The organism is Streptomyces sp. NPDC007875, assembly GCF_042868035.1.
Taxonomy (GTDB): Bacteria; Actinomycetota; Actinomycetes; order Streptomycetales; family Streptomycetaceae; genus Streptomyces; species Streptomyces antimycoticus.
In genome coordinates this window covers 49641-70260 of sequence record NZ_JBIADZ010000039.1, presented here as the reverse complement: position 1 = coordinate 70260, position 20620 = coordinate 49641, and the positions used below count along the sequence as shown (strand labels likewise).

Sequence of the window (20620 nt, the reverse complement as noted above, 5' to 3'; positions counted from 1 at the left end):
GGCAATGGCAAGGGGCAGATCTTCGTCAAGGGCGAGGTCATCAAGACCGTGCCGGAGTCGAAGATCGTGGAGACCCTGATCGACGAGGCCATGAAGATCGCCGAGCAGATGGAGAAGGACGGCATCGCCTCCGGCGAGCCCCAGGTCTCCGTCAGCTGATTTTTTCGAGGCTCGGTTCGCCTCCGGGCGCTGAATGCTTCCCGGCCGGGGCAACCGCCCAGCGATGGCCGGAGGAGACCGAAGCGCCCCGGAGGCCAACCGCGCCCTCGAAAAACCCCCTTCTGGACCTGCGCGATAGAGTCTGGAGAATTGACGTCCCCGGCCCGCAGGCCCGCACCACGTGAGGCAGACCGACACGTGCTGACCACGTCCACCACCAGGGTCCTCGAGCCCCATGAGCTCGACGCGGCCCTCGCGGTGCTCAACCGCGACCCCGTCTCGAACGCCTTCGTGGCGGCCCGCGTCCAGGTCGCCGGGCTGGATCCGTGGCGGCTCGGCGGCGAGATGTGGGGCTGGTACTCCGGCGGACGGCTGGAGTCGCTCTGCTACGCCGGAGCCAACCTGGTGCCCATCTGCGCCACCCCCGAGGCCGTGCGCGGCTTCGCCGAGCGCGCCCGCCGGGCCGGCCGCCGCTGCTCCTCGATCGTCGGCCCCGCCGAGACCACCGCCGGGCTGTGGTCCCTGCTCGAGCCCAGCTGGGGCCCGGCCCGTGAGGTCCGCGCCCGTCAGCCGCTGATGGTCACCAACGCGATGCCCGCCGACGTCCCGCCCGACCCGCTGGTGCGCCGCGTCCGTAAGGACGAGATGGATGTGATCATGCCGGCGTGTGTGGCGATGTTCACCGAGGAGGTCGGGGTCTCGCCGCTCGCGGGCGACGGCGGGCTGCTCTACCAGGCGCGGGTCGCCGAACTCGTCAGCGCCGGGCGCTCCTTCGCCCGGGTCGAGAACGGCCGGGTGGTCTTCAAGGCCGAGATCGGCGCGGCCACCCCGCACGCCTGCCAGATCCAGGGCGTATGGGTCGCCCCCGAGTACCGTGGCCGCGGCCTCTCCGAGACCGGGATGGCGGCCGTGCTGCGCTATGCGCTGGGCGAGGTCGCCCCCGTGGTGAGCCTGTACGTCAACGACTTCAACACCGCGGCCCGCGCCGCGTACCGCCGGGTCGGCTTCCGGGAAGTCGGCGCGTTCATGAGTGTGCTGTTCTGATCGACGGGCAAGTAGGGTGCCGCCCATGCTGCATCTTGCCGGGGGGCGGACCCCGGAACCCGAAGACGTCGTCGTCGGGTCGCTCGACCTCGCCGCACGCGTGGACGAAGCGCTCGCCGTTCAGGCCGTCGCCTTCGGGCTGACGGGCGAGGAGATCGGCGTACGACGCCATATCGTGCTGCGCCATCTCAAGAGCCCCGGCGCCCGCGCGCTCGGCGCGACCACCCCCTCCGGCCGGCTCGTCGGCTTCGTCTACGGCATGCCCAACAACCGCACCCATTGGTGGTCCACGGTCGTCCAGCCGTATCTGCGCGCGGCCGGGCAGGACGGCTGGCTGGACGACTCGTTCGTCATCACCGAGCTGCACGTCCACCCCGACTACCAGAACCGCGGCATCGGCCGACAGCTGATCACGACCATCACGGACGGCGCCGACCAGCCGCGCTCGATCCTCTCCGCCATCGACACCGACAGCCCGGCCCGTGCGCTCTACCACTCACTGGGTTACCGCGACCTCGCCCGCCCCGTGCTCTTCCCGAGCGCCCCGAGCCCGTACGCCGTGATGGGAGCCCCGCTGCCGCTGCGCCGCCGCTAGGGCCCTTCTGGCGGATCTCCGCGGCGTCGCGGCGTCCGAGATCCGCCAGAAGGACCCGAGGCCCTGTCCGGCGGATCCCCACCGGCCCGCGACGCCTGGTACGGCGCCCCCAGCCACCGCTGGGAGGCGCCCCCGCCCCAGACGCCGCGGGCCCCGCGGCGTCAGCCGCTGATGTCACAGGCGCGAAGATCCACCGGACAGGGCCTGGGCACCGTCCGTGCCATACGCATTTCCGGGAAACCGACCCGTGCGGCTAACCTCCTGAACATCCCATCGCACGCAGGAGAGACCCCATGGCCCACGCCGTCAACGTCCAGCGCTTGTCCACGACAATGCTGAAGACGCTGCGCGAAGACCCGGCGGACGCCGAGACCGCCAGCCATAAGCTGCTCGTCCGCGCCGGCTACGTCCGCCGCGCCGCCGCGGGCATCTGGACCTGGCTGCCGATCGGCAAGAAGGTCCTGGAGAACGTCTCGCGGATCGTCCGCGAGGAGATGGACGCCATCGGCGCCCAGGAGGTCCTCCTGCCCGCGCTGCTGCCCCGTGAGCCGTACGAGGTGAGCGGCCGCTGGGACGAGTACGGCGATCTGCTCTTCCGGATCAAGGACCGCAAGGGCGCCGACTACCTCCTCGGCCCGACCCACGAGGAGATCTTCACCCTGACGGTCAAGGACCAGTGCACGTCCTACAAGGACCTGCCGGTCATGCTCTACCAGATCCAGACCAAGTACCGGGACGAGGCCCGGCCCCGCTCGGGCGTGCTGCGCGGGCGCGAGTTCCTGATGAAGGACTCGTACTCCTTCGACACCACCGACGAGGGCCTCGCCGAGTCCTACCGGCTGCACCGCGAGGCGTACCAGCGGATCTTCCAGCGCCTCGGCCTGGACTACCGCATCGTCTCCGCGGTCTCCGGCGCGATGGGCGGCTCGGCCTCCGAGGAGTTCCTGGCCCCGGCGGCGGCCGGCGAGGACACCTTCGTCGACTGCCCGAACTGCGACTACGCCGCGAACACCGAGGCGGTCACGGTGGCCGTTTCGCCGGTCGAGGGTGCCGAGCACGGGCCCCTGGAGGAGCTGGACACCCCCGACACCCCGACCATCGAGACCCTCGCCGAGTACCTCGGCGTCCCGGCCTCCGCCACCCTGAAGAACCTCCTGGTCAAGGTCGACGGCGAGATCACCGCGGTGGGCGTCCCCGGCGACCGCGAGGTGGACCTGGGCAAGCTGGGCGAGCACCTCGCCCCGGCCGTCGTCGAGCTCGTCACGGCCGAGGACTTCGAGGGCCGCCCCGAGCTGGTGCGCGGCTACGTCGGTCCGCAGGGCCTGGCGGGCAAGTCCCTGCGCTACATCGCCGACCCGCGCATCGCCCCCGGCACCGCCTGGGTGACCGGCGCCAACAAGCCCGACACCCACGCGCGCAACGTGGTCTGCGGCCGTGACTTCGAGGTCGACGACTACCTCGACGTCGTCGTGGTCGAGCCGGGCGACCCCTGCCCCCGCTGCGGTACGGGAATCGAGCTGGACCGGGCGATCGAGATCGGCCACATCTTCCAGCTCGGCCGCAAGTACGCCGACGCCTTCCAGCTCGACGTGCTCGGCCAGAACGGCAAGCCGGCCCGGGTCACGATGGGCTCGTACGGCGTCGGCGTCTCCCGCGCCGTCGCCGCGCTCGCCGAGCAGACCCACGACGAGTCGGGCCTGTGCTGGCCCCGCGAGGTGGCCCCGGCCGACGTCCACATCGTGGCGGCGGGCAAGGCCCTCCAGACCGAGCTGGCGCTCGACATCGCCGAGAAGCTGGGCACGGCGGGCGTGCGCGTCATGGTCGACGACCGCGCCGGGGTCTCCCCGGGGGTGAAGTTCACCGACGCCGAGCTGATCGGCGTCCCGACCATCCTGGTCGTGGGCCGTGGCGCCAAGGACGGTGTCGTCGAGCTGAAGGACCGCCGTACGGGTGAGCGCGAGGAGCTCCCGATCGACGAGGCGATCTCCCGCCTTACCGCCATCACCGCCTGACGGCCGGGCCGGCTCCGGCCGGGCCCGCTCCGGACGATGCGGAATCCCCGGCTCCCGCGCTTCGGCGCCCGGGAGCCGGGGATTTCGCGTGGTGGGTGCTTCGGCCCCCGGTTACGGAAGCCGCCACCGGCGCTCGTCCCCACCGGCCCGGCCCCCTGCTCCGCTGCTCGCCTGCGCCGAAGGCGCGCGACGAAAGCCGCACTCAGCAGCGGTGACGTGGGGGTGAGCGGGTGGGGGCGGAGCCCGTTACAGCCAGCCCGCGAACTCCAGCAGCAGCTCCGCGCGACGGCGGTCGCCCGCGGCGGAGTGGCGCAGGCCCGTCTCGACGGCGCGGTAGAAGGACCAGCCCCGCAGCCGGTCGCGGTCGACCTCCAGGGAGTCCGCCAGCTTGCCGACCCGGCGGCGCGCGGCCGCGGCGGGGCCGGGGCCGGCGGCCAGGTCCTCGCAGCGGTCGAGCACCAGCCGCGCCAGGTCGTACGCGCGCTCGCCCACGACCGGCGCCGGACCCACCGCGAGCCAGGGCGCGCGCTCCCCGGCCAGCACCTTCCCCTGCCGGAAGTCGCCGTGCAGCAGCACCTCCTCGGGCGGCTCGGCGGGCAGCGCCTCCCGGAGCTCCAGCGCCTCGTCGGTCAGCGGGCGGGCATCCGCCGCCCAGCCCCCGGCGCCGAGCGTCCGCAGGGTCTCGCGCTCCTCCTCCGTACGCCCGGTGACCGACGCGAACGGATGTCCCTCGGGCGGCGCCACCCACAGCCGCCGCACCGTGCCCGCCGCCTCCAGCACCGCCTTCGCCTCGGGCAGCGAGCGCAGCGAGACCGTGCTGCGCAGCCGCTCGATCAGCAGCGCACCGGTGTCCGGGTCGGCGCGCAGCAGCCGCGCCGCGCCCCAGCCGTCCCAGTGCGCGAGGGCGGCGCGCTCATGGTCGGCGTCCGGACCGGGGACCGGGAACTTCAGCGCCGCCGGGATGCCGTCCGCCTGCCGTACGAGCGCGACGAGTCCGTGGCGCCCCCCGGGCGCCGACACCCGCTCCAGGGTCAGCTCCCACGCCGCCAGCTGCCGCTCGACCGTCTCGGGCAGGGCGTCGAGCCAGCTCCGCACGGCGCTCGCCGGGCTGTCGCTCAGCGCGTCCAGGAGCCGCTTCGGCACAGGTACGCGGGTCGTATCGCGGCCGCCGGGCTGTGGTGCCGATGCCATTCCTGAGCTGTCCCCTCCACCATCAATGACTTCACAGACCGCATGGGTCTCGCAGAACTCACCGGACTCGTCGGCCTCATCCGATCCAGATGCCCGTTCACACCCCGTCCGCCCCACCGCTGGGCGACGCCGACGGAGTGGCCGGTGCGGCGCGTTCGGTGAGTCCAGGGAAGGCTACGCCGCCGCCCCGCCAGCGCACCGCCCGGACCGCCGCCTCCCGCAGCGCACCCGCCGCCTGGCGGCGCAGGGACCCGGTCGAGGCCCGGACGAGATCGGCGTAGACGGCGGCGACCCGGTTCTCCAGCTCGGCCGCGAGCCGCACCGCGGCGGACGCGTCCGGCACCGCGAAGGGCAGGGCGTAGGCGGGCGCCGCGGCCTCGGGGCTGCCGCCGAGGTCGCGCACGGTGCGGGCGAGGTCGTCCCGGCGCGCGCGGTGCGCGGCGTAGCCTTCGCGCGCCTCCGCGAGCCGGTCGTCGCCGATCCGCCCGCCGACGACGCCGTATCCGTACACCGCGGCGTGCTCGGCGGCGAGCGCCGCCTGTGCGGCCCTGAGCGCCGCGGCGCGCTCGCCGACGGCCGATCGGCCTGCTCGAGAGGCCATGTCAGTACCCCTTCCCGGTGGTCCCGAGCGTGATCACGAATCCGTGCCGCGCTGCGTGAGGAGATACACGTGGGCGGCGCCGCAGGCCGCGACGGAGGCCAGCAGCCGGGCCAGCTCGGGCGGCGCGGTGGCGAGCGCGGCGGTGCGGGTGTCGGCGGTCTGGCGCTCGGCCTGGGCGAGGGCGGAGAGGGCCTGTTTCTCGTCCTCGGGCACCTTCGGCACCCGCTGTCCGCCCGCGGAGGGCGAGCGCGACGCGGTCGCGGAGGGGGAGGCGGACCGGTCCTTGGTGGTGAAGACCGCGGCGTGCCGGGCCGTCTCCTCGCGCAGCGGCGTCAGCCGCTCCGCGAGGTCGGGATGCGCGTCCACGGTCGCGTCGTAGCGCGCGAGGAGTGCGGTGGAGTCCCGCGCGCCCCGCGCCCGCAGCAGGGCGACGGCCGCCTCGCCGCCCGCGTCGCGCCGGGGCTCGGCATCGTCGGAACAGCCGCTCAGCAGCGCGACCGCCCCCAGCGCTCCGCCGCCCAGCAGCAGACTCCGCCGCCGGGGCACCGCCGCGTCGCGCGCTGAGGACTCGGCGGACGCCGGGGAGGCCGAGGACTTCGCGTCGGAGGGGGCTGTGGGAGGAGGTGGGGGAGTCGTGATCGACACGTTCCTCTTTCCGGGCTGCGGCCGCTCCCGGCCGCCGGTAGTGATCACAGCAGGCGAGCGTACCCGCGCCGAGCCCGTCTGCCCGGCAGCGGCCACCGAATCGTCAGCCCGCCGCCGGAACAGATAGGCTTTGACCTGACACGCGACCTTCCCACAACAGCACACGCGGCCGAGGAGTCACCCGGATGAGCACGACCCAGAGCGAGAGGCTGCGCGGACTGCTGGAACCGCTCGTCAGCGCGCGAGACCTGGATCTGGAAGAGGTCGAGGTGACACCGGCTGGGCGGCGGCGTGTGCTGAGAGTGGTCGTGGATTCCGACGACGGTGTCCAGCTGGACACGTGTGCGGAGCTGAGCCGGGACATCTCCCAGACCCTTGACGACACGGACGCGATGGGCCAGGTCCCGTATGTCCTCGAGGTCACCTCTCCCGGCGCCGAGCGCCCCCTGACCGAGCCGCGCCACTACCGCCGCGCCACCGGCCGCCTCATGCGAGCGCGGCTCACCGACGACGGCGAGCTGGTCGCCCGGATCGTCTCGGTGGACGACGAGGGGCTCGATCTGGAGGTCCCCGGTGTGAAGGGGCGCAAGCCCACCGCCAGACGGCTTGCCTTCGAGGAGATCTCCAAGGCCCGGGTGGAGATCGAGTTCAGCCGCAAGCCCGAGGACAAGGCCGCGGGCGAGGACGACGAGAGCAAAGAGGAGGCGTAGCCGTGGATATCGACATGAGCGCCCTGCGGGGTCTGGTGCGAGAGAAGGAGATCTCCTTCGACCTGCTGGTCGAGGCGATCGAATCGGCGCTCCTCATCGCCTACCACCGCACCGATGGAAGCCGTCGCCGCGCCCGGGTGGAGCTGAACCGCGACACCGGCCATGTGACCGTATGGGCCCGCGAGGACGCCGAGGACCTGACAGAGGGCCAGGAGCCCCGCGAGTTCGACGACACCCCCTCCGGCTTCGGCCGGATCGCCGCGACGACCGCGAAGCAGGTCATCCTGCAGCGGCTGCGGGACGCCGAGGAGGAGATCACCTTCGGCGAGTACGCGGGACGGGAGGGCGATGTCGTCGCCGGCGTCGTCCAGCAGGGCAAGGACCCGAAGAACGTGCTGGTGGACATCGGCCGCCTCGAGGCGATCCTGCCGGTGCAGGAGCAGGTCCCGGGCGAGGACTACGCGCACGGCACCCGGCTGCGTACGTACGTCGTACGAGTCGTCAAGGGCGTGCGCGGCCCGTCGGTGACTCTTTCGCGTACGCATCCCAATCTGGTCAAGAAGCTCTTCGCGCTCGAGGTGCCGGAAATCGCGGACGGTTCGGTGGAGATCGCGGCGATCGCCCGTGAGGCGGGCCACCGCACCAAGATCGCGGTCCGGTCCACTCGTTCGGGGCTGAACGCCAAGGGCGCGTGCATCGGCCCGATGGGCGGCCGGGTGCGCAGCGTGATGGCCGAGCTGCACGGCGAGAAGATCGACATCGTCGACTGGTCGGACGACCCCGCTGAGCTGGTGGCGAACGCGCTGTCACCCGCGCGGGTGAGCAAGGTCGAGGTGGTCGATCTGGCGGCCCGCTCGGCCCGGGTCACCGTGCCCGACTACCAGCTGTCCCTCGCCATCGGCAAGGAGGGGCAGAACGCCCGGCTGGCGGCCCGGCTGACCGGCTGGCGGATCGACATCCGGCCGGACACCGAGCAGTCGGGTGATCAAGACTGATTCAGGCCGGATCCCGCGGGATCCGGCCTGAAATCGAGTGACGATTCGATCACTCCCCCCAAGGGGTGAGGTCGGTATGGGGAGGTAGACTTAAGCAGTGTCTGGCCGCACGCGCGCTGGTGCCTGCCCTGAGCGAACCTGTGTGGGATGCCGGGATCGGGCGGCCAAGAACGATCTGCTGCGCATCGTGCTGGTCGAGGGTGTTTGTGTCCCCGACCGGCGCGGTACGCTCCCCGGTCGGGGTGCTTATGTTCACCCCACACGGGTCTGCCTTGACCTGGCGGTTCGCCGCCGGGCCTTTTCCCGGGCCTTCAGGGGGCCGGGGGCGCTCGACACCACGGCGCTCGGCCGGTTTGTCGAGAAGGGTGAGCAGGCGACACCCTGAGTAAGTAGTTGGAAGAGAACGGCACGGGACACCGTGCGGTCAGGTACCTCGCGAGTCGGAAGTAGGTCGAGATTGCGATGAGCACTCGATGAGTACGCGATGAGTACGCCCATGAAGTAGCGACGGTCCGGCGACAACCCGGACCTAAAAGGAGCGAAGTGGCTAAGGTCCGGGTATACGAACTCGCCAAGGAGTTCGGAGTTGAGAGCAAGGTCGTCATGGCCAAGCTCCAAGAACTCGGTGAATTTGTACGTTCGGCGTCCTCGACGATCGAGGCGCCGGTTGTGCGCAAGTTGACTGACGCATTCCAGGGTGGCAACGGCTCCGGCCGTGCCGCCGGCAAGCCTTCGGCGCCGCGCAAGGCGACGCCCAAGCCGCCGACCCCCGGTCCGGCGGCTGCGGCCCGTCCGGCCGCCCCCAAGCCCCCGACGGCGCCCGGCCCCAAGCCGGCTGCCGAGGGCCAGCGCGGCACCCCCGGTGCGGCGCCCACTCCGGGTGCGGCGCCCACGCCGGGCCCGCGTCCCGCGCCCGCTGCCCGTCCGGCGGCCCCCGGCCCCAAGCCGGGCCCCGCGCCGGCGGCTCCGGCACAGCCCGAGTTCACCGCGCCGCCGGCGGCCCCGAGCCCCAAGCCGGCCGCGGCCAAGCCGGGCGCGTCCGCCAAGCCGGGTGCCACGCCCGGTCCGCGCCCCGGCGCCCGTCCGGGTGCACCGGGCCAGGGCCAGGGCGGCCAGGGTCAGGGTGGCCAGGGTCAGGGCGGTCAGGGTGGCCGTGGCGGCCCGCGTCCGGGTCAGGAGCGTCCGCGTCCGGGTGGTCCCCGTCCGGCCGGTCCCCGTCCCGGTAACAACCCCTTCACCTCCGGCGGCTCCACCGGTATGGCGCGCCCGCAGGCGCCCCGTCCCGGCGGCGCCCCGCGCCCCGGCGGCCAGCCCGGCGGCGGCCCGCGTCCGCAGGGCGGCGGCCAGGGCGGTCCGGGCCGTGGCCAGGGCGGTCCCGGCGGTCCCCGTCCCACTCCGGGACAGATGCCCCGTCCGCAGGGCGCCCAGGGTGGCGGCCCGCGTCCGGGTCCCGGCGGCGCGCGCCCGAACCCGGGCATGATGCCGCAGCGTCCGGCTGCCGGCCCGCGTCCGGGCCCCGGTGGCGGCGGCGGTCGCGGTCCCGGCGGCGGCGGTCGTCCCGGCGGTGCCGGTGGCGGTCGTCCCGGTGGCGGCGGCGGCTTCGCCGGTCGTCCCGGCGGTGGCGGCGGCGGTCGTCCCGGTGGCGGCGGCGGCTTCGCCGGTCGTCCGGGCGGTCCCGGTGGCGGCGGCGGCTTCGGCGGCGGTGGCCGTCCCGGCTTCGGCGGTCGTCCGGGTGGTCCCGGTGGCCGTGGTGGTACGCAGGGTGCGTTCGGCCGTCCCGGCGGTCCGGCGCGTCGCGGCCGTAAGTCGAAGCGGCAGAGGCGCCAGGAGTACGAGGCCATGCAGGCCCCGTCCGTCGGCGGTGTGATGCTGCCGCGCGGCAACGGCCAGACGGTCCGGCTGTCGCGGGGTGCCTCGCTCACCGACTTCGCGGAGAAGATCAACGCCAACCCGGCGTCTCTGGTCGCCGTGATGCTCAACCTCGGCGAGATGGTCACCGCGACGCAGTCCGTCTCCGACGAGACGCTGCAGCTCCTCGCCGACGAGATGAACTACAACGTCGAGATCGTCAGCCCGGAGGAGGAGGACCGCGAGCTTCTCGAGTCCTTCGACATCGAGTTCGGCGAGAACGAGGGCGGCGAGGAGATGCTCGTCGCGCGTCCGCCGGTGGTGACCGTCATGGGTCACGTCGACCACGGTAAGACCCGACTGCTGGACGCGATCCGCAAGACGAACGTCATCGCGGGCGAGGCCGGCGGCATCACCCAGCACATCGGTGCCTACCAGGTCTCGACCGAGGTCAACGACGAAGAGCGCAGGATCACCTTCATCGACACCCCGGGTCACGAGGCGTTCACCGCCATGCGTGCCCGCGGTGCCAAGTCGACCGACATCGCGATCCTCGTGGTGGCGGCCAACGACGGTGTGATGCCGCAGACGATCGAGGCGCTGAACCACGCCAAGGCGGCCGATGTGCCGATCGTGGTCGCGGTCAACAAGATCGACGTCGAGGGCGCGGACCCGACCAAGGTGCGCGGTCAGCTGACCGAGTACGGCCTGGTGGCCGAGGAGTACGGCGGCGACACCATGTTCGTCGACATCTCCGCCAAGCAGGGGCTGCACATCGACGACCTGCTCGAGGCCGTCGTCCTGACCGCGGACGCCTCGCTCGACCTGCGCGCCAACGCGGAGCAGGACGCGCAGGGCATCGCGATCGAGGCGCACCTGGACCGCGGCCGCGGCGCCGTGGCCACCGTGCTGGTCCAGCGCGGCACCCTGCGGGTCGGCGACACGATGGTCGCGGGCGACGCCTACGGCCGCGTCCGGGCGATGCTCGACGACAACGGGAACGCGCTGGAGGAGGCCGGCCCGGCGACCCCGGTCCTGGTGCTCGGTCTGACCAACGTGCCCGGTGCGGGCGACAACTTCCTCGTCGTCGACGAGGACCGCACCGCCCGCCAGATCGCCGAGAAGCGTGCCGCCCGCGAGCGGAACGCGGCGTTCGCCAAGCGCACCCGCCGGGTCTCCCTGGAGGACCTGGACAAGGTGCTCAAGGCCGGTCAGGTCCAGCAGCTCAACCTCATCATCAAGGGCGACGCGTCCGGTTCGGTGGAGGCTCTCGAGTCCTCGCTGCTCCAGCTCGACGTCGGCGAAGAGGTCGACCTGCGCGTCCTGCACCGCGGTGTGGGTGCGGTCACCGAGACCGACATCGACCTGGCGACCGGCTCCGACGCCATCGTCATCGGCTTCAACGTGCGCGCCGACGGGCGTGCCACGCAGATGGCCGAGCGCGAGGGTGTGGACGTCCGGTACTACTCGGTCATCTACCAGGTGATCGAGGAGATCGAGGCGGCCCTGAAGGGCATGCTCAAGCCGGAGTACGAAGAGGTCGAGCTCGGTACGGCGGAGATCCGCGAGATCTTCCGCTCGTCCAAGCTGGGCAACATCGCCGGTGTGCTCATCCGCTCCGGCGAGGTCAAGCGGAACACCAAGGCCCGCCTCGTCCGCGACGGCAAGGTCATCGCGGAGAACCTCAACATCGAGGGTCTGCGCCGCTTCAAGGACGACGTCACCGAGATTCGCGAAGGCTTCGAGGGCGGTATCAACCTCGGCAGCTACAACGACATCAAGATCGACGACGTCATCGCGACGTACGAGATGCGCGAGAAGCCGCGCGGCTGACAAGCGGCTGTCCCACCGGGGCCGATCGGCGGAGGAATTTCCGTCGATCGGCCCCGGCCCTTGCGTGTACGGTGCGAGAAGCCCGCATTCACAAAGGCCCCACGGGTGGCTTGACCCGGACTGCATGTATGTAGGGACGTTGTCCTTTGACCTGCTTCTCGGCGACGTACGGTCGTTGAAGGAGAAGCGCTCCGTCGTCCGCCCGATCGTCGCCGAGCTGCACCGCAAATTCGCGGTGAGCGTGGCGGAGGTCGGGGACCAGGACCTCTACCGCAGGGCCCAGATCGCCCTGGCGATGGTCTCCGGGGACGCGGGCCATCTCACGGACGTGCTCGACCGCTGCGAGCGGCTGGTGGCGGCGCGGCCGGAGGTGGAGCTGTTGTCGGTGCGACGGCGGTTCCACGGTGGCGATGATGAATGAGGGCCGGATCGGCGGTGGCAGACCGCCCCGGCCATCGATGACTGACGCGAAGAAGAGAGAAGAAGACGCATGAGCGACACCGCGCGGGCACGCAAGCTGGCGGACCGCATCCGGGTCGTGGTCGCGGAGACTCTGCAGCGGCGGATCAAGGACCCGCGGCTGGGCTATGTGACCATCACCGACACCCGGATCACCGGTGATCTGCGGGAGGCGACCGTCTTCTACACGGTCTTCGGCGACGACGAGGAGCGGGCGGCCTCCGCCGCGGCCCTGGAGAGCGCCAAGGGTGTGCTGCGGTCGGAGGTCGGACGCCAGACGGGGGTGCGCTTCACCCCGACCCTGACGTTCGTCCCGGACGCACTGCCGGAGAACGCCCGCACCATCGACGACCTGCTCGCCAAGGCCAGGGAGGCGGACGCCCAGGTGCGAGAGGCGTCCTCGGGCGCCAGCTACGCCGGCGACGCCGATCCGTACCGCAAGCCGGGCGAGGACGAGGACGACGAGGAGCCCGGCACGGACGGCCAGGAGCCCGGCACGGACGGCAAGGGTTCACCGGACGCATGACGCGCAAGGACAGGGCCGGTTCCGGGGCACCGGACGGCCTGGTGATCGTCGACAAGCCGGCCGGTTTCACCTCGCACGACGTCGTCGCCAAGATGCGCCGCTTCGCCGGCACCCGGCGGGTCGGCCACGCCGGAACGCTGGACCCGATGGCCACGGGCGTGCTCGTGGTCGGCGTGGAGAAGGCGACCCGGCTGCTGGGCCATCTGGCGCTGACCGAGAAGGAGTACCGGGCCACCATCCGGCTCGGCCAGGCCACGGTCACCGATGACGCGGAGGGCGAGATCACCGCCTCGGACGGCGCCGTCGGAGTCGACCCGGGCGCCGTCCAGGCCGGGATCGAGGAGCTGACCGGGGACATCCAGCAGGTCCCCTCGAAGGTCAGCGCCATCAAGATCGACGGCAAGCGCTCCTACGCACGGGCGCGGGAGGGCGAGGAGTTCGCGATCCCGGCGCGGCCGGTGACCGTCTCCTCCTTCGTCCTCCACGACCGCCGCGAGGCCAAGGCGGAGGACGGCACCACCGTCCTCGACCTGGACGTCACGGTGGTGTGCTCCTCCGGCACCTACATCCGGGCGCTGGCGCGCGACCTGGGCGCCGGCCTCGGCGTCGGCGGCCATCTGACGGCCCTGCGCCGGACCCGGGTCGGCCCGTACGGGCTGGGGGCGGCCAGGACGCTGGAGAGCCTGGAGGAGTCGCTGGAGATCATGCCCATCGCCGAGGCGGCGGCCGCCGCCTTCCCGCGCTGGGACGTGGACGACCACCAGGCCCGGCTGCTGGGCAACGGCGTACGGATCGACATGCCCTCGGGGGAGGGGGCGCTGGATCGTCCTGGGACGGGTTCGGGGCCGGTCGCGGTCTTCGGGCCGGAGGGGCGTTTTCTGGCCCTCGTGGAGGAGTCGAAGGGCAAGGCGAAGAGCCTGGCCGTCTTCGTATGAGGTCGTCGGGGCGCAGGCACCAGGGCGCTGTGGTGTGTCGTGACTGACTCCGTGCTGCGTTGCGAGGGCCCGGACCGGCCGCCTACGGTGGCTTTCCGGCCGGTCCGGGCGCTCGTGGAGGCCACCGATGCGAGGCGGGCGACCGGGGCATGGCAGTCTTAGACCTGCGAAGTCGACAGACAAAGGTTCGGGCGAGGAGCGGGCAAAGTGCAGCGCTGGCGTGGCTTGGAGGACATCCCTGAGGCCTGGGGGCGCAGCGTCGTCACCATCGGTTCCTACGACGGGGTGCACCGAGGGCACCAGCTGATCATCGGCCGTGCCGTGGCACGGGCGCGTGAGCTGGGCGTACCGGCGGTCGTGGTCACCTTCGACCCCCATCCGAGCGAGGTGGTGCGGCCCGGCAGCCATCCGCCGCTGCTGGCCACGCATCAGCGGCGCGCGGAGCTGATGGCCGGGCTGGGCGTGGACGCGGTGCTGGTCCTGCCGTTCACGGCGGAGTTCTCCCGGCTCACCCCGGCCGACTTCGTCGTGAAGGTGCTGGTCGACAAGTTGCACGCACGGGTCGTGGTGGAGGGCCCCAACTTCCGCTTCGGCCACAAGGCCGCTGGGAACGTCGCCTTCCTGCGCGAGCTCGGCACCACCTACGACTACGAGGTCGAGGTCATCGACCTGTACGAGCGCGGTGAGGCGGGCGGCGGCGAGCCGTTCTCCTCCACGCTGGTGCGCCGGCTGGTCGCCGAGGGCGATGTCGCGGGCGCGATGGAGGTCCTCGGCCGGCCGCACCGGGTCGAGGGCGTGGTGGTGCGCGGTGCGCAGCGCGGCCGTGAACTGGGCTTTCCGACCGCCAACCTGGAGACCCCGCCGCACACCGCGATCCCGGCCGACGGCGTCTACGCCGGGTGGCTGACGGCGCAGGGCGAGGCGATGCCCGCGGCGATCTCGGTCGGCACCAATCCGCAGTTCGACGGGACCGAGCGGACGGTCGAGGCGTATGCGATCGACCGGGTCGGACTGGATCTGTACGGACTCCATGTCGAGGTCGACTTCCTGGCCTATCTACGGGGCCAGGAGAAGTTCGACTCGATCGAGGCGCTGCTGGAGCGCATGGCGGCCGATGTGAAGCGGGCCCGTGAACTCGTCGAGGAGCACGGCGGCAGCCGCTGACGCGGTGTGCGGCGCGCTGTGAGGTGCGTTGTGCGGTACGCCCGTGAGGTACGCCGTGCGGTGAACGTGGATGCGCCCCGTGGGCCCGGTGATCCGGGCCCACGGGGCGCATCGCTTCCGTCTGCTACTGCTGCGGCCCAGGGGGCTGCTGCTGCCAGGGCTGCTCCGGTTGCCCGGGCTGACCCGGCTGGCCCGGCTGCCCGGGCTGGATCTGCTGCCACGGCTGGCCGGGCTGCGGCTGCTGCCCCTGCCCGTAGGACTGCTGCCAGCCTTGCTGACCGCCTTGCTGCGGGTATCCGGGGTACTGCGGCTGCTGGCCCTGCTGAGGCGCGTAGGCGCCCGGGTAGGGCTGCTGGCCGGGGTAGGGCTGCTGGGCCTGGCCGGGCATCGGAGGGGCCACCTGCGGCGGCTGGGCCGCGCCGTCGCCCGTCCACAGCCCCTGCTCCTGCTGGGCGCGGGTGAAGTCCTCCGCGACCATGGCCGAGAGGTTGAAGTACGCCTCACGGGTCTTGGGCCGCATCATGTCCAGGTCCACCTCGGCGCCCGCCGACAGATGCTCGTCGAACGGTACGACGATCACCCCGCGGCAACGGGTCTCGAAGTGGGACACGATGTCCTCGACCTTGATCATCTTTCCGGTCTCCCGGACTCCGGAGATCACGGTGATGCTCCGCGAGACCAGATCCGCGTAGCCGTGCGCGGACAGCCAGTCGAGGGTGGTGCTGGCGCTGCTCGCACCGTCCACGGAGGGCGTGGAGATGATGATCAGCTGGTCGGCGAGGTCGAGGACGCCGCGCATGGCGCTGTAGAGCAGACCCGTGCCCGAGTCGGTGAGGATGATCGGGTACTGCTTGCCCAGGACGTCGATGACGCTGCGGTAGTCGTCGTCGTTGAACGTCGTCGAGACCGCCGGGTCCACGTCGTTGGCGAGGATCTCCAGCCCCGACGGCGCCTGTGAGGTGAACCGCCGGATGTCCATGTAGCTGTTGAGATACGGGATCGCGGTGACCAGGTCGCGAATGGTCGCACCGGTCTCCCGACGCACGCGCCGGCCGAGGGTGCCCGCGTCCGGGTTGGCGTCGATCGCGATGACCTTGTCCTGGCGCTCGATGGCCAGGGTCGAGCCGAGGGCGGTGGTCGTCGTGGTCTTGCCGACACCGCCCTTGAGGCTGATCACCGCGATGCGGTAGCAGGAGAGCACCGGCGTGCGGATCAGCTCCAGCTTGCGCTGCCGCTCCGCCTCCTCCTTCTTGCCGCCGATCTTGAAGCGGGAGGGGCCGGGAGTGTTCTTCTTCGGCTTCTGCTTGCCCTTGATCAGACGGTCCGAGGAGAGCTCGACCGCGGCGGTGTACCCGAGCGGCGCCCCCGCGCCTCCGGCCTGACGCCGCTGGTCGGGCGTGACCGTCGGCCAGCCGCCGGTACGGGGATCGGCCGGGGCTGCCGGGGCGGCGTGGGCGTCGGGACGCGGATAGCCGTAGCCGTCGTGCGCCTGCCCCTGCTGTGGCCCGGGCCCGGGCCCTGGAACGCCGTCGCCGGGCCGCGGGAAGCCGTAGCCGCCCTGCGCGCCCGGACCCTGCTGCCCGGGGAACTGCTGACCCTGGGGGTCATGCGGCGGCTGGCCCTGGACGGGGCCGTTCGGCGCGTACGGTCCGGGCTGACCGGGCTGGGCAGGCTGACCGGGCTGGCCCGGGTACATCGGCTGGCCCGGCTGTCCGGGGTGCTCGGCCTGCCCCTGCTGGGGTGCGGGGTAGGGCGGTGCGGGGGGCTGCTGGTACGGGCCCTGGCCCTGCTGGTCCGGGGCGGGCGGCTGTGGGAAGCCGTAGCCGCCCTGGACGGGCATCGGACCCTGGCCCTGTCCCTGACCGGCCGGGCCGGGCGCGGGCTGGCCCCCGGGGTGCGGATAGCCGTAGTGGGGCCCCTGCGGAGCCGGGGGGCCCTGCGGACCGGGGCCCGGCACGCCCGGGCCGGGCTGCTGATAACCGCCCTGCGGGCCAGGCATGTTGGCCGCCGGGGGCTGTGCCCCCTGGGCCTGATCCGGCAGCGGGGCCGGACCGGGCTGGCCGGGGACCGCACCGGGAGCGCCCTCACCGGGACGCGGATAGCCGTATCCGCCCTGCGGCCCGGGCCCAGGCGCCGCGGGACCGGGCTGACCCTGCGTCTGGGGCGGGGGAGGCGCCCAGGAGGTGTCCTGGGGCGGGAGCGGCACGCCGGCGCCAGGGGTGGCAGGCCCGTCCGTCCGCTGCTCCGGAACCGGAGCGGGACCCGGAGCCGGTACGGCGTCCTCGGGTGCGGCGGGCTGGAAGTCCGGCGGCAGGGGCGGCAGCCCCGACTGCGGAACCGGAGGCGGAGCCCAGCTGGCGGCGGGCTGCTCGGAGGAGGGCGCGCTCGGCGGCACGGCGTCCTCGGGGATCGCGTCCTGAGGCTCGGCGGTCGCCTGCCTCAGCTCCTCCATCTCACGCCGCAGCTCGGCGGTGGAGAAGCGCAGCGTGCCCTCGCTGCGCACATCGTCGTCGGCACGGTCGTCCGCGCCCGCGAAGCCGGAATCGTCACCGGCATCGGACGCGAAAGCGGAACCAGAGCCAGAACCGGAAGAAGAACCGGAACCCGGATCGGATCCGGCACCGGGACCGGAATCAGCCTCGGCGCCCTCGGAGTCCTCACTCCGCCTCTCGGCCACCTCGCGCCGCAGCGCGGCGGTGGAGAACCGCACGGTGGAGTGGCTGACCACATCGCCGTTGTCGCTCTCATCGGACTCGGACTCGGGCGCGGGCTCGGGTGCGTCGTCCCGCGGAGCCGCGGCGGGCGCCAGGTTGAAGTCGTCATCGACGGGAGCGGAGGCGGTGAAGGAAGCCGGAGCGGGAGCCGCCGCAGAGGACTCCGCCTCGACCTCGGAAGTCTCGGCGGAAGATTCTCGGTGCTCGGGTTCGGACTCGGGGTTGTCCGACGTGGCACCACCCGTCACGGCGTCAGCCGCGGGCGCACTGCCCCAATCCGGTGCGGAGTCGGGCAAAGGCGGCATGTGGGTGCCCGCGTCCGACTCGTCGGCCTCCGCTTCAGACCGTGCCTCGTCCTCCCTCCGTGCGGGGACCTCCTCCACCTCGGAGGCGTCCGACGCGACATCGGCGGAGGGCGGCGCGGTCGGCGGCGGCCAAGCACCCGGAAAGCCACTCGGCTCCGGCGTCCCCGGCACGGACACAGGATGACCCGTGGGCGGCGGAGGCGGCGGGCTCGGCGCTCCCGCACCGGTGCCCGTCCCGATTCCTCCGGAACCGCCGGTCGACGCGGGGGCCGTGGAGGCCGGCGAGGACGACGACGAAGCGTTCTGCGTGTACCAGGCGGGCGGGGTGTAGTCGATGGTGAACTCGCCCGTGTGCTCGGTCTCCGCGTCGGACCGATCATCGCCGGGTGTGTTTCCGCCCGTGCGGATCTCGTCCCGATCGCTGCTCACAATGCCTCCTGGTGTGGTCGAACACCCTTGAAATTCTTGGCGAGGCCGATCTGTTGCCGATCGCTACTGTCGTCCGACCGTTCGGCTTTCCCCTTTTGTGACGCCGGGGATCCCTGAACAGGTTCTCCACCGGGTACCCCAAGACTAATCACCATGAGCGCCGCGAGGGCAGGCCCATCCGCCACTCGAAGCGGTCCACGGCATGATGCGGACCGCACTCGAGCGGTGTCGATCAACGACGGACCAACCCTGAAGGGTTCGACCCGTATCAGTCGACCCGACGCGGAGATCCCAGCAGCCCCGTCTCGGCATCCGTCGCCTGCACGGTTACGAACTGCCGTCCGGTACGTGTACACCAGAGGGTGACCCAGTCGGGAAGCGTGGACAGCGCCGCGACGTCGGCCTGCGGAAGGCCCATGACGCGGCCTATCTCCTTGGCCTCGTCCGGCGAGACGCGCTGAATGCCGACCAGCCCAGCGTGCTCGAGCAGCCGCGGCGCGACCGGGCTCAGATACGGCAGCAGGGTCAGCACCGACTGCCAGGGCAACGCGGAGACCCGGCCCCGTGGCGGACGCATGCCGCAGTCCCGGACGACCAGAACCGGGCTGCCCACTGAAGGCCCTTGCGGCGGCACCCGGCCCACGTCGAAGACGGTCATGCACTGCTGTCCGCCACCAGCGACCTGCACTAAGTTGGTCCACAGATGCGGCCGGCCGGTCTCGACGGCGATACGGGCGCCGGTGGCCGCCGCCCGGAAGGCCAGCACCTGCGCGGTCCACAGACCGCCGACGAGTACCACGTCAAACGGCTCGGGGCGGTTGAAGCCGAGGACGGCGGGCTGGTTCTGCTCGTCCACGCCGATGATGACGCCGTCGTCGCCGATGGGCAGCGCCAGCGCCTCCACGTCCTCCATGGGCAGTGTTTGCCGTCCGCGCCGGGGCCCGATGAGCCCGAAACCGGGGCGCGTTCTGCGCGCCGAACTCGGGTCACCGGCCATTCCGGGGGCGCCGGCACCGGAAATCGTGGGACCGGACCCCAGACCCGCTCCGGGGGCGGAATCCGGACCGGTTCCATGACCGGAGGGAGAAGTGGCGGGGGAGAAGGCGGATGTGGACATCAGCGGGTCCCTCCCAGCGGGAGCGTCGCGAGCACACCGGGCAACTGCTCACGGTCGAGACGTACCAGCCCGACCCGCACTCCCCGCGCGGCGCGCTCCAAAGCCTTGCGGGCGGTGATCAGATCGGTGTCGCTGCGCCCGGTGACCCTGATGTGCCCGGTGACCGAGGAGGCGTTACGGCTGCCGTCGTCATGCGTCAGGGTCAGGCTGAAGGTGGACGCGAGGGCGGGCATGGAGGTCAGCAGTGCCACGAGTTGCGGCAGCGGCACCGATTCCGGGCCCATCTGTGGCCAGCGCCCCACCCAGTAGGTGGTGTGCCACCGGTCGTCGCAGCGCCAGGCGCGCGAGGTCTCCACCGTCCGGCGCGTCGGCGTGCTCGCACGCCCCGCCTGGGTCGTGGCATGCGGGTTGACACACGCCGAGGTGGCGAGGGCCGTGGTGAGTTCACCCTCGGCCAGCGGTCGCGCCGAGAACCCGGCACCGGTCAGCCGGCTGGCCAGCTGGTCAACGGTGCGCAGCAGGGACCGCTGGGCGCCCTCCAGACCGCCGCCGCGCGCCCGTATGGCCTCCGGGCACAGCTCGGGATTCAGCTTGAGCGCCACCCAGGTCAACCGGACGGCGGGTGCTCCGGCCTGCTCCTGCAGCGGGGCATAACTGCGCGCCGCCGCGGCCTGTTCGGGCAGATGTGGTGCGGGCGCGGTCTGTGAGTGCTGCACCACCTGCACCGACTCCAGCTGAATGCCGTCCACGTCCAGCGCGTCCTGCAGCAGCGAGAGCGGAAGTGGTCGCTTGGTGCGCATGGGGCGCAGTGGAGCGTCGGTCGACTGGACCTGGAGCACCGCCGTGAGGAACGTACCGTCGCCGATCATTCCGATCTCGCGGCGGTCCCGGGCCACATACGCGTAGGTGCGCAGCGCCGGATCGCATTCGACGGCGGGCGCGAGCGACGGGTCGATTCCGGCCGGGACCGGCCCTTTGGCCTGCTTCTGACGGGTGCGCAACGCGCTGATGGTGACGAGCCAGTCGACGAACGGCTGCTGCCTGCGCCGCAACACCGCGAGCAGCACGAGCGCGAGGGCGATGACCCCCGCGGGCACCATCAGCAGTGAGTCGACGGTCCAGGCGACGCCGAGGATCGCGGCGGCCACCTCGATGAGCACGAGCTGATACAGCCGCAGGGGGCCCAGGCTCGCCGTGCGTGAGGGCTGCCGCGGCACGGCGGCACGCGCATGGGTGGCAGAGCTCATCCCGGAGACCCCCGCTTGTCCTGATGTTGTCCTGGCCGATTGTGTGTTTACGGTATCGGAAAGGCGCGTGAAGGGTGGCTCGGGTGTCGGG

Annotated in this window: 17 protein-coding genes and 1 pseudogene; 12 read left to right on the top strand and 6 right to left on the bottom strand. The window is 72.2% G+C overall.

Features of this window, described 5'->3' with window-relative positions:
- The 4 genes and pseudogenes from ACFYOY_RS43810 to ACFYOY_RS43795 all read left to right on the top strand — a co-directional run.
- Positions 1-159: pseudogene (locus ACFYOY_RS43810) on the top strand (4-hydroxy-3-methylbut-2-en-1-yl diphosphate synthase); the annotation flags it as partial.
- A gap of 198 nt (positions 160-357) precedes the next feature.
- Positions 358-1203, top strand: a complete 846-nt coding sequence (locus ACFYOY_RS43805) for a GNAT family N-acetyltransferase (RefSeq protein ID WP_351902895.1) — start codon at positions 358-360, stop codon at positions 1201-1203.
- A gap of 25 nt (positions 1204-1228) precedes the next feature.
- Positions 1229-1798 carry a GNAT family N-acetyltransferase gene (locus tag ACFYOY_RS43800; RefSeq protein WP_351902898.1) on the top strand — a complete coding sequence of 190 codons (570 nt, stop codon included), beginning with the start codon at positions 1229-1231 and terminating at the stop codon, positions 1796-1798.
- A 293-nt stretch (positions 1799-2091) separates the two neighbouring features.
- On the top strand, positions 2092-3810 hold the full coding sequence (locus ACFYOY_RS43795; protein ID WP_351902901.1) for a proline--tRNA ligase: 1719 nt from the start codon (positions 2092-2094) through the stop codon (positions 3808-3810).
- Between the two features lie 246 nt (positions 3811-4056).
- Here the strand turns inward: ACFYOY_RS43795 and ACFYOY_RS43790 are convergent, their stop codons facing one another.
- From ACFYOY_RS43790 to ACFYOY_RS43780, 3 genes are all read right to left on the bottom strand, one after another.
- Positions 4057-5001, bottom strand: a complete 945-nt coding sequence (locus ACFYOY_RS43790) for an aminoglycoside phosphotransferase family protein (protein WP_351902904.1) — start codon at positions 4999-5001, stop codon at positions 4057-4059.
- 97 nt (positions 5002-5098) lie between these two features.
- Complete coding sequence (locus ACFYOY_RS43785) at positions 5099-5602, bottom strand: ferritin-like domain-containing protein (protein ID WP_351902907.1); 504 nt, start codon at positions 5600-5602, stop codon at positions 5099-5101.
- A 33-nt stretch (positions 5603-5635) separates the two neighbouring features.
- On the bottom strand, positions 5636-6295 hold the full coding sequence (locus ACFYOY_RS43780; protein WP_351902910.1) for a hypothetical protein: 660 nt from the start codon (positions 6293-6295) through the stop codon (positions 5636-5638).
- Between the two features lie 137 nt (positions 6296-6432).
- Between ACFYOY_RS43780 and rimP the strand changes: the two genes are divergently transcribed.
- The 8 genes from rimP (at position 6433) to ACFYOY_RS43740 (ending at position 14717) form a co-directional block, all read left to right on the top strand.
- Positions 6433-6957, top strand: coding sequence for a ribosome maturation factor RimP (gene rimP / locus ACFYOY_RS43775; RefSeq protein WP_351902913.1), 525 nt, complete (start codon positions 6433-6435; stop codon positions 6955-6957).
- A 2-nt stretch (positions 6958-6959) separates the two neighbouring features.
- Positions 6960-7952 carry a transcription termination factor NusA gene (gene nusA, locus ACFYOY_RS43770; protein WP_351902916.1) on the top strand — a complete coding sequence of 331 codons (993 nt, stop codon included), beginning with the start codon at positions 6960-6962 and terminating at the stop codon, positions 7950-7952.
- Between the two features lie 97 nt (positions 7953-8049).
- The gene (locus ACFYOY_RS43765) at positions 8050-8337 is read left to right on the top strand and encodes a YlxR family protein (protein ID WP_351902919.1); all 288 of its coding nucleotides are present in this window, start codon (positions 8050-8052) and stop codon (positions 8335-8337) included.
- A 158-nt stretch (positions 8338-8495) separates the two neighbouring features.
- Positions 8496-11633 carry a translation initiation factor IF-2 gene (gene infB, locus ACFYOY_RS43760; RefSeq protein WP_388593417.1) on the top strand — a complete coding sequence of 1046 codons (3138 nt, stop codon included), beginning with the start codon at positions 8496-8498 and terminating at the stop codon, positions 11631-11633.
- Between the two features lie 124 nt (positions 11634-11757).
- Positions 11758-12054: a DUF503 domain-containing protein gene (locus tag ACFYOY_RS43755; protein WP_014055274.1), complete on the top strand. Its 297-nt coding sequence runs from the start codon at positions 11758-11760 to the stop codon at positions 12052-12054.
- A 69-nt stretch (positions 12055-12123) separates the two neighbouring features.
- Positions 12124-12618, top strand: a complete 495-nt coding sequence (gene rbfA / locus ACFYOY_RS43750) for a 30S ribosome-binding factor RbfA (protein ID WP_137967659.1) — start codon at positions 12124-12126, stop codon at positions 12616-12618.
- Complete coding sequence (truB, locus tag ACFYOY_RS43745; RefSeq protein ID WP_351902928.1) at positions 12615-13553, top strand: tRNA pseudouridine(55) synthase TruB; 939 nt, start codon at positions 12615-12617, stop codon at positions 13551-13553. Before rbfA ends, truB begins: the two co-directional genes overlap by 4 nt.
- Before the next feature lie 207 nt (positions 13554-13760).
- Positions 13761-14717 (top strand): bifunctional riboflavin kinase/FAD synthetase, encoded by a 957-nt coding sequence (locus tag ACFYOY_RS43740; protein WP_351902931.1) that lies wholly within the window; start codon positions 13761-13763, stop codon positions 14715-14717.
- 124 nt (positions 14718-14841) lie between these two features.
- Here ACFYOY_RS43740 and ACFYOY_RS43735 read toward each other — a convergent pair whose 3' ends face one another.
- The 3 genes from ACFYOY_RS43735 to eccE form a co-directional block, all read right to left on the bottom strand.
- Positions 14842-18165 carry an SCO5717 family growth-regulating ATPase gene (locus ACFYOY_RS43735; RefSeq protein WP_388593412.1) on the bottom strand — a complete coding sequence of 1108 codons (3324 nt, stop codon included), beginning with the start codon at positions 18163-18165 and terminating at the stop codon, positions 14842-14844.
- Between the two features lie 268 nt (positions 18166-18433).
- Positions 18434-19282 (bottom strand): hypothetical protein, encoded by an 849-nt coding sequence (locus tag ACFYOY_RS43730; RefSeq protein ID WP_388593409.1) that lies wholly within the window; start codon positions 19280-19282, stop codon positions 18434-18436.
- Positions 19282-20529 (bottom strand): type VII secretion protein EccE, encoded by a 1248-nt coding sequence (eccE, locus tag ACFYOY_RS43725; protein WP_351902937.1) that lies wholly within the window; start codon positions 20527-20529, stop codon positions 19282-19284. The genes ACFYOY_RS43730 and eccE overlap by 1 nt, the downstream gene beginning before the upstream one ends.
- Between the last annotated feature and the right edge of the window lie 91 nt (positions 20530-20620).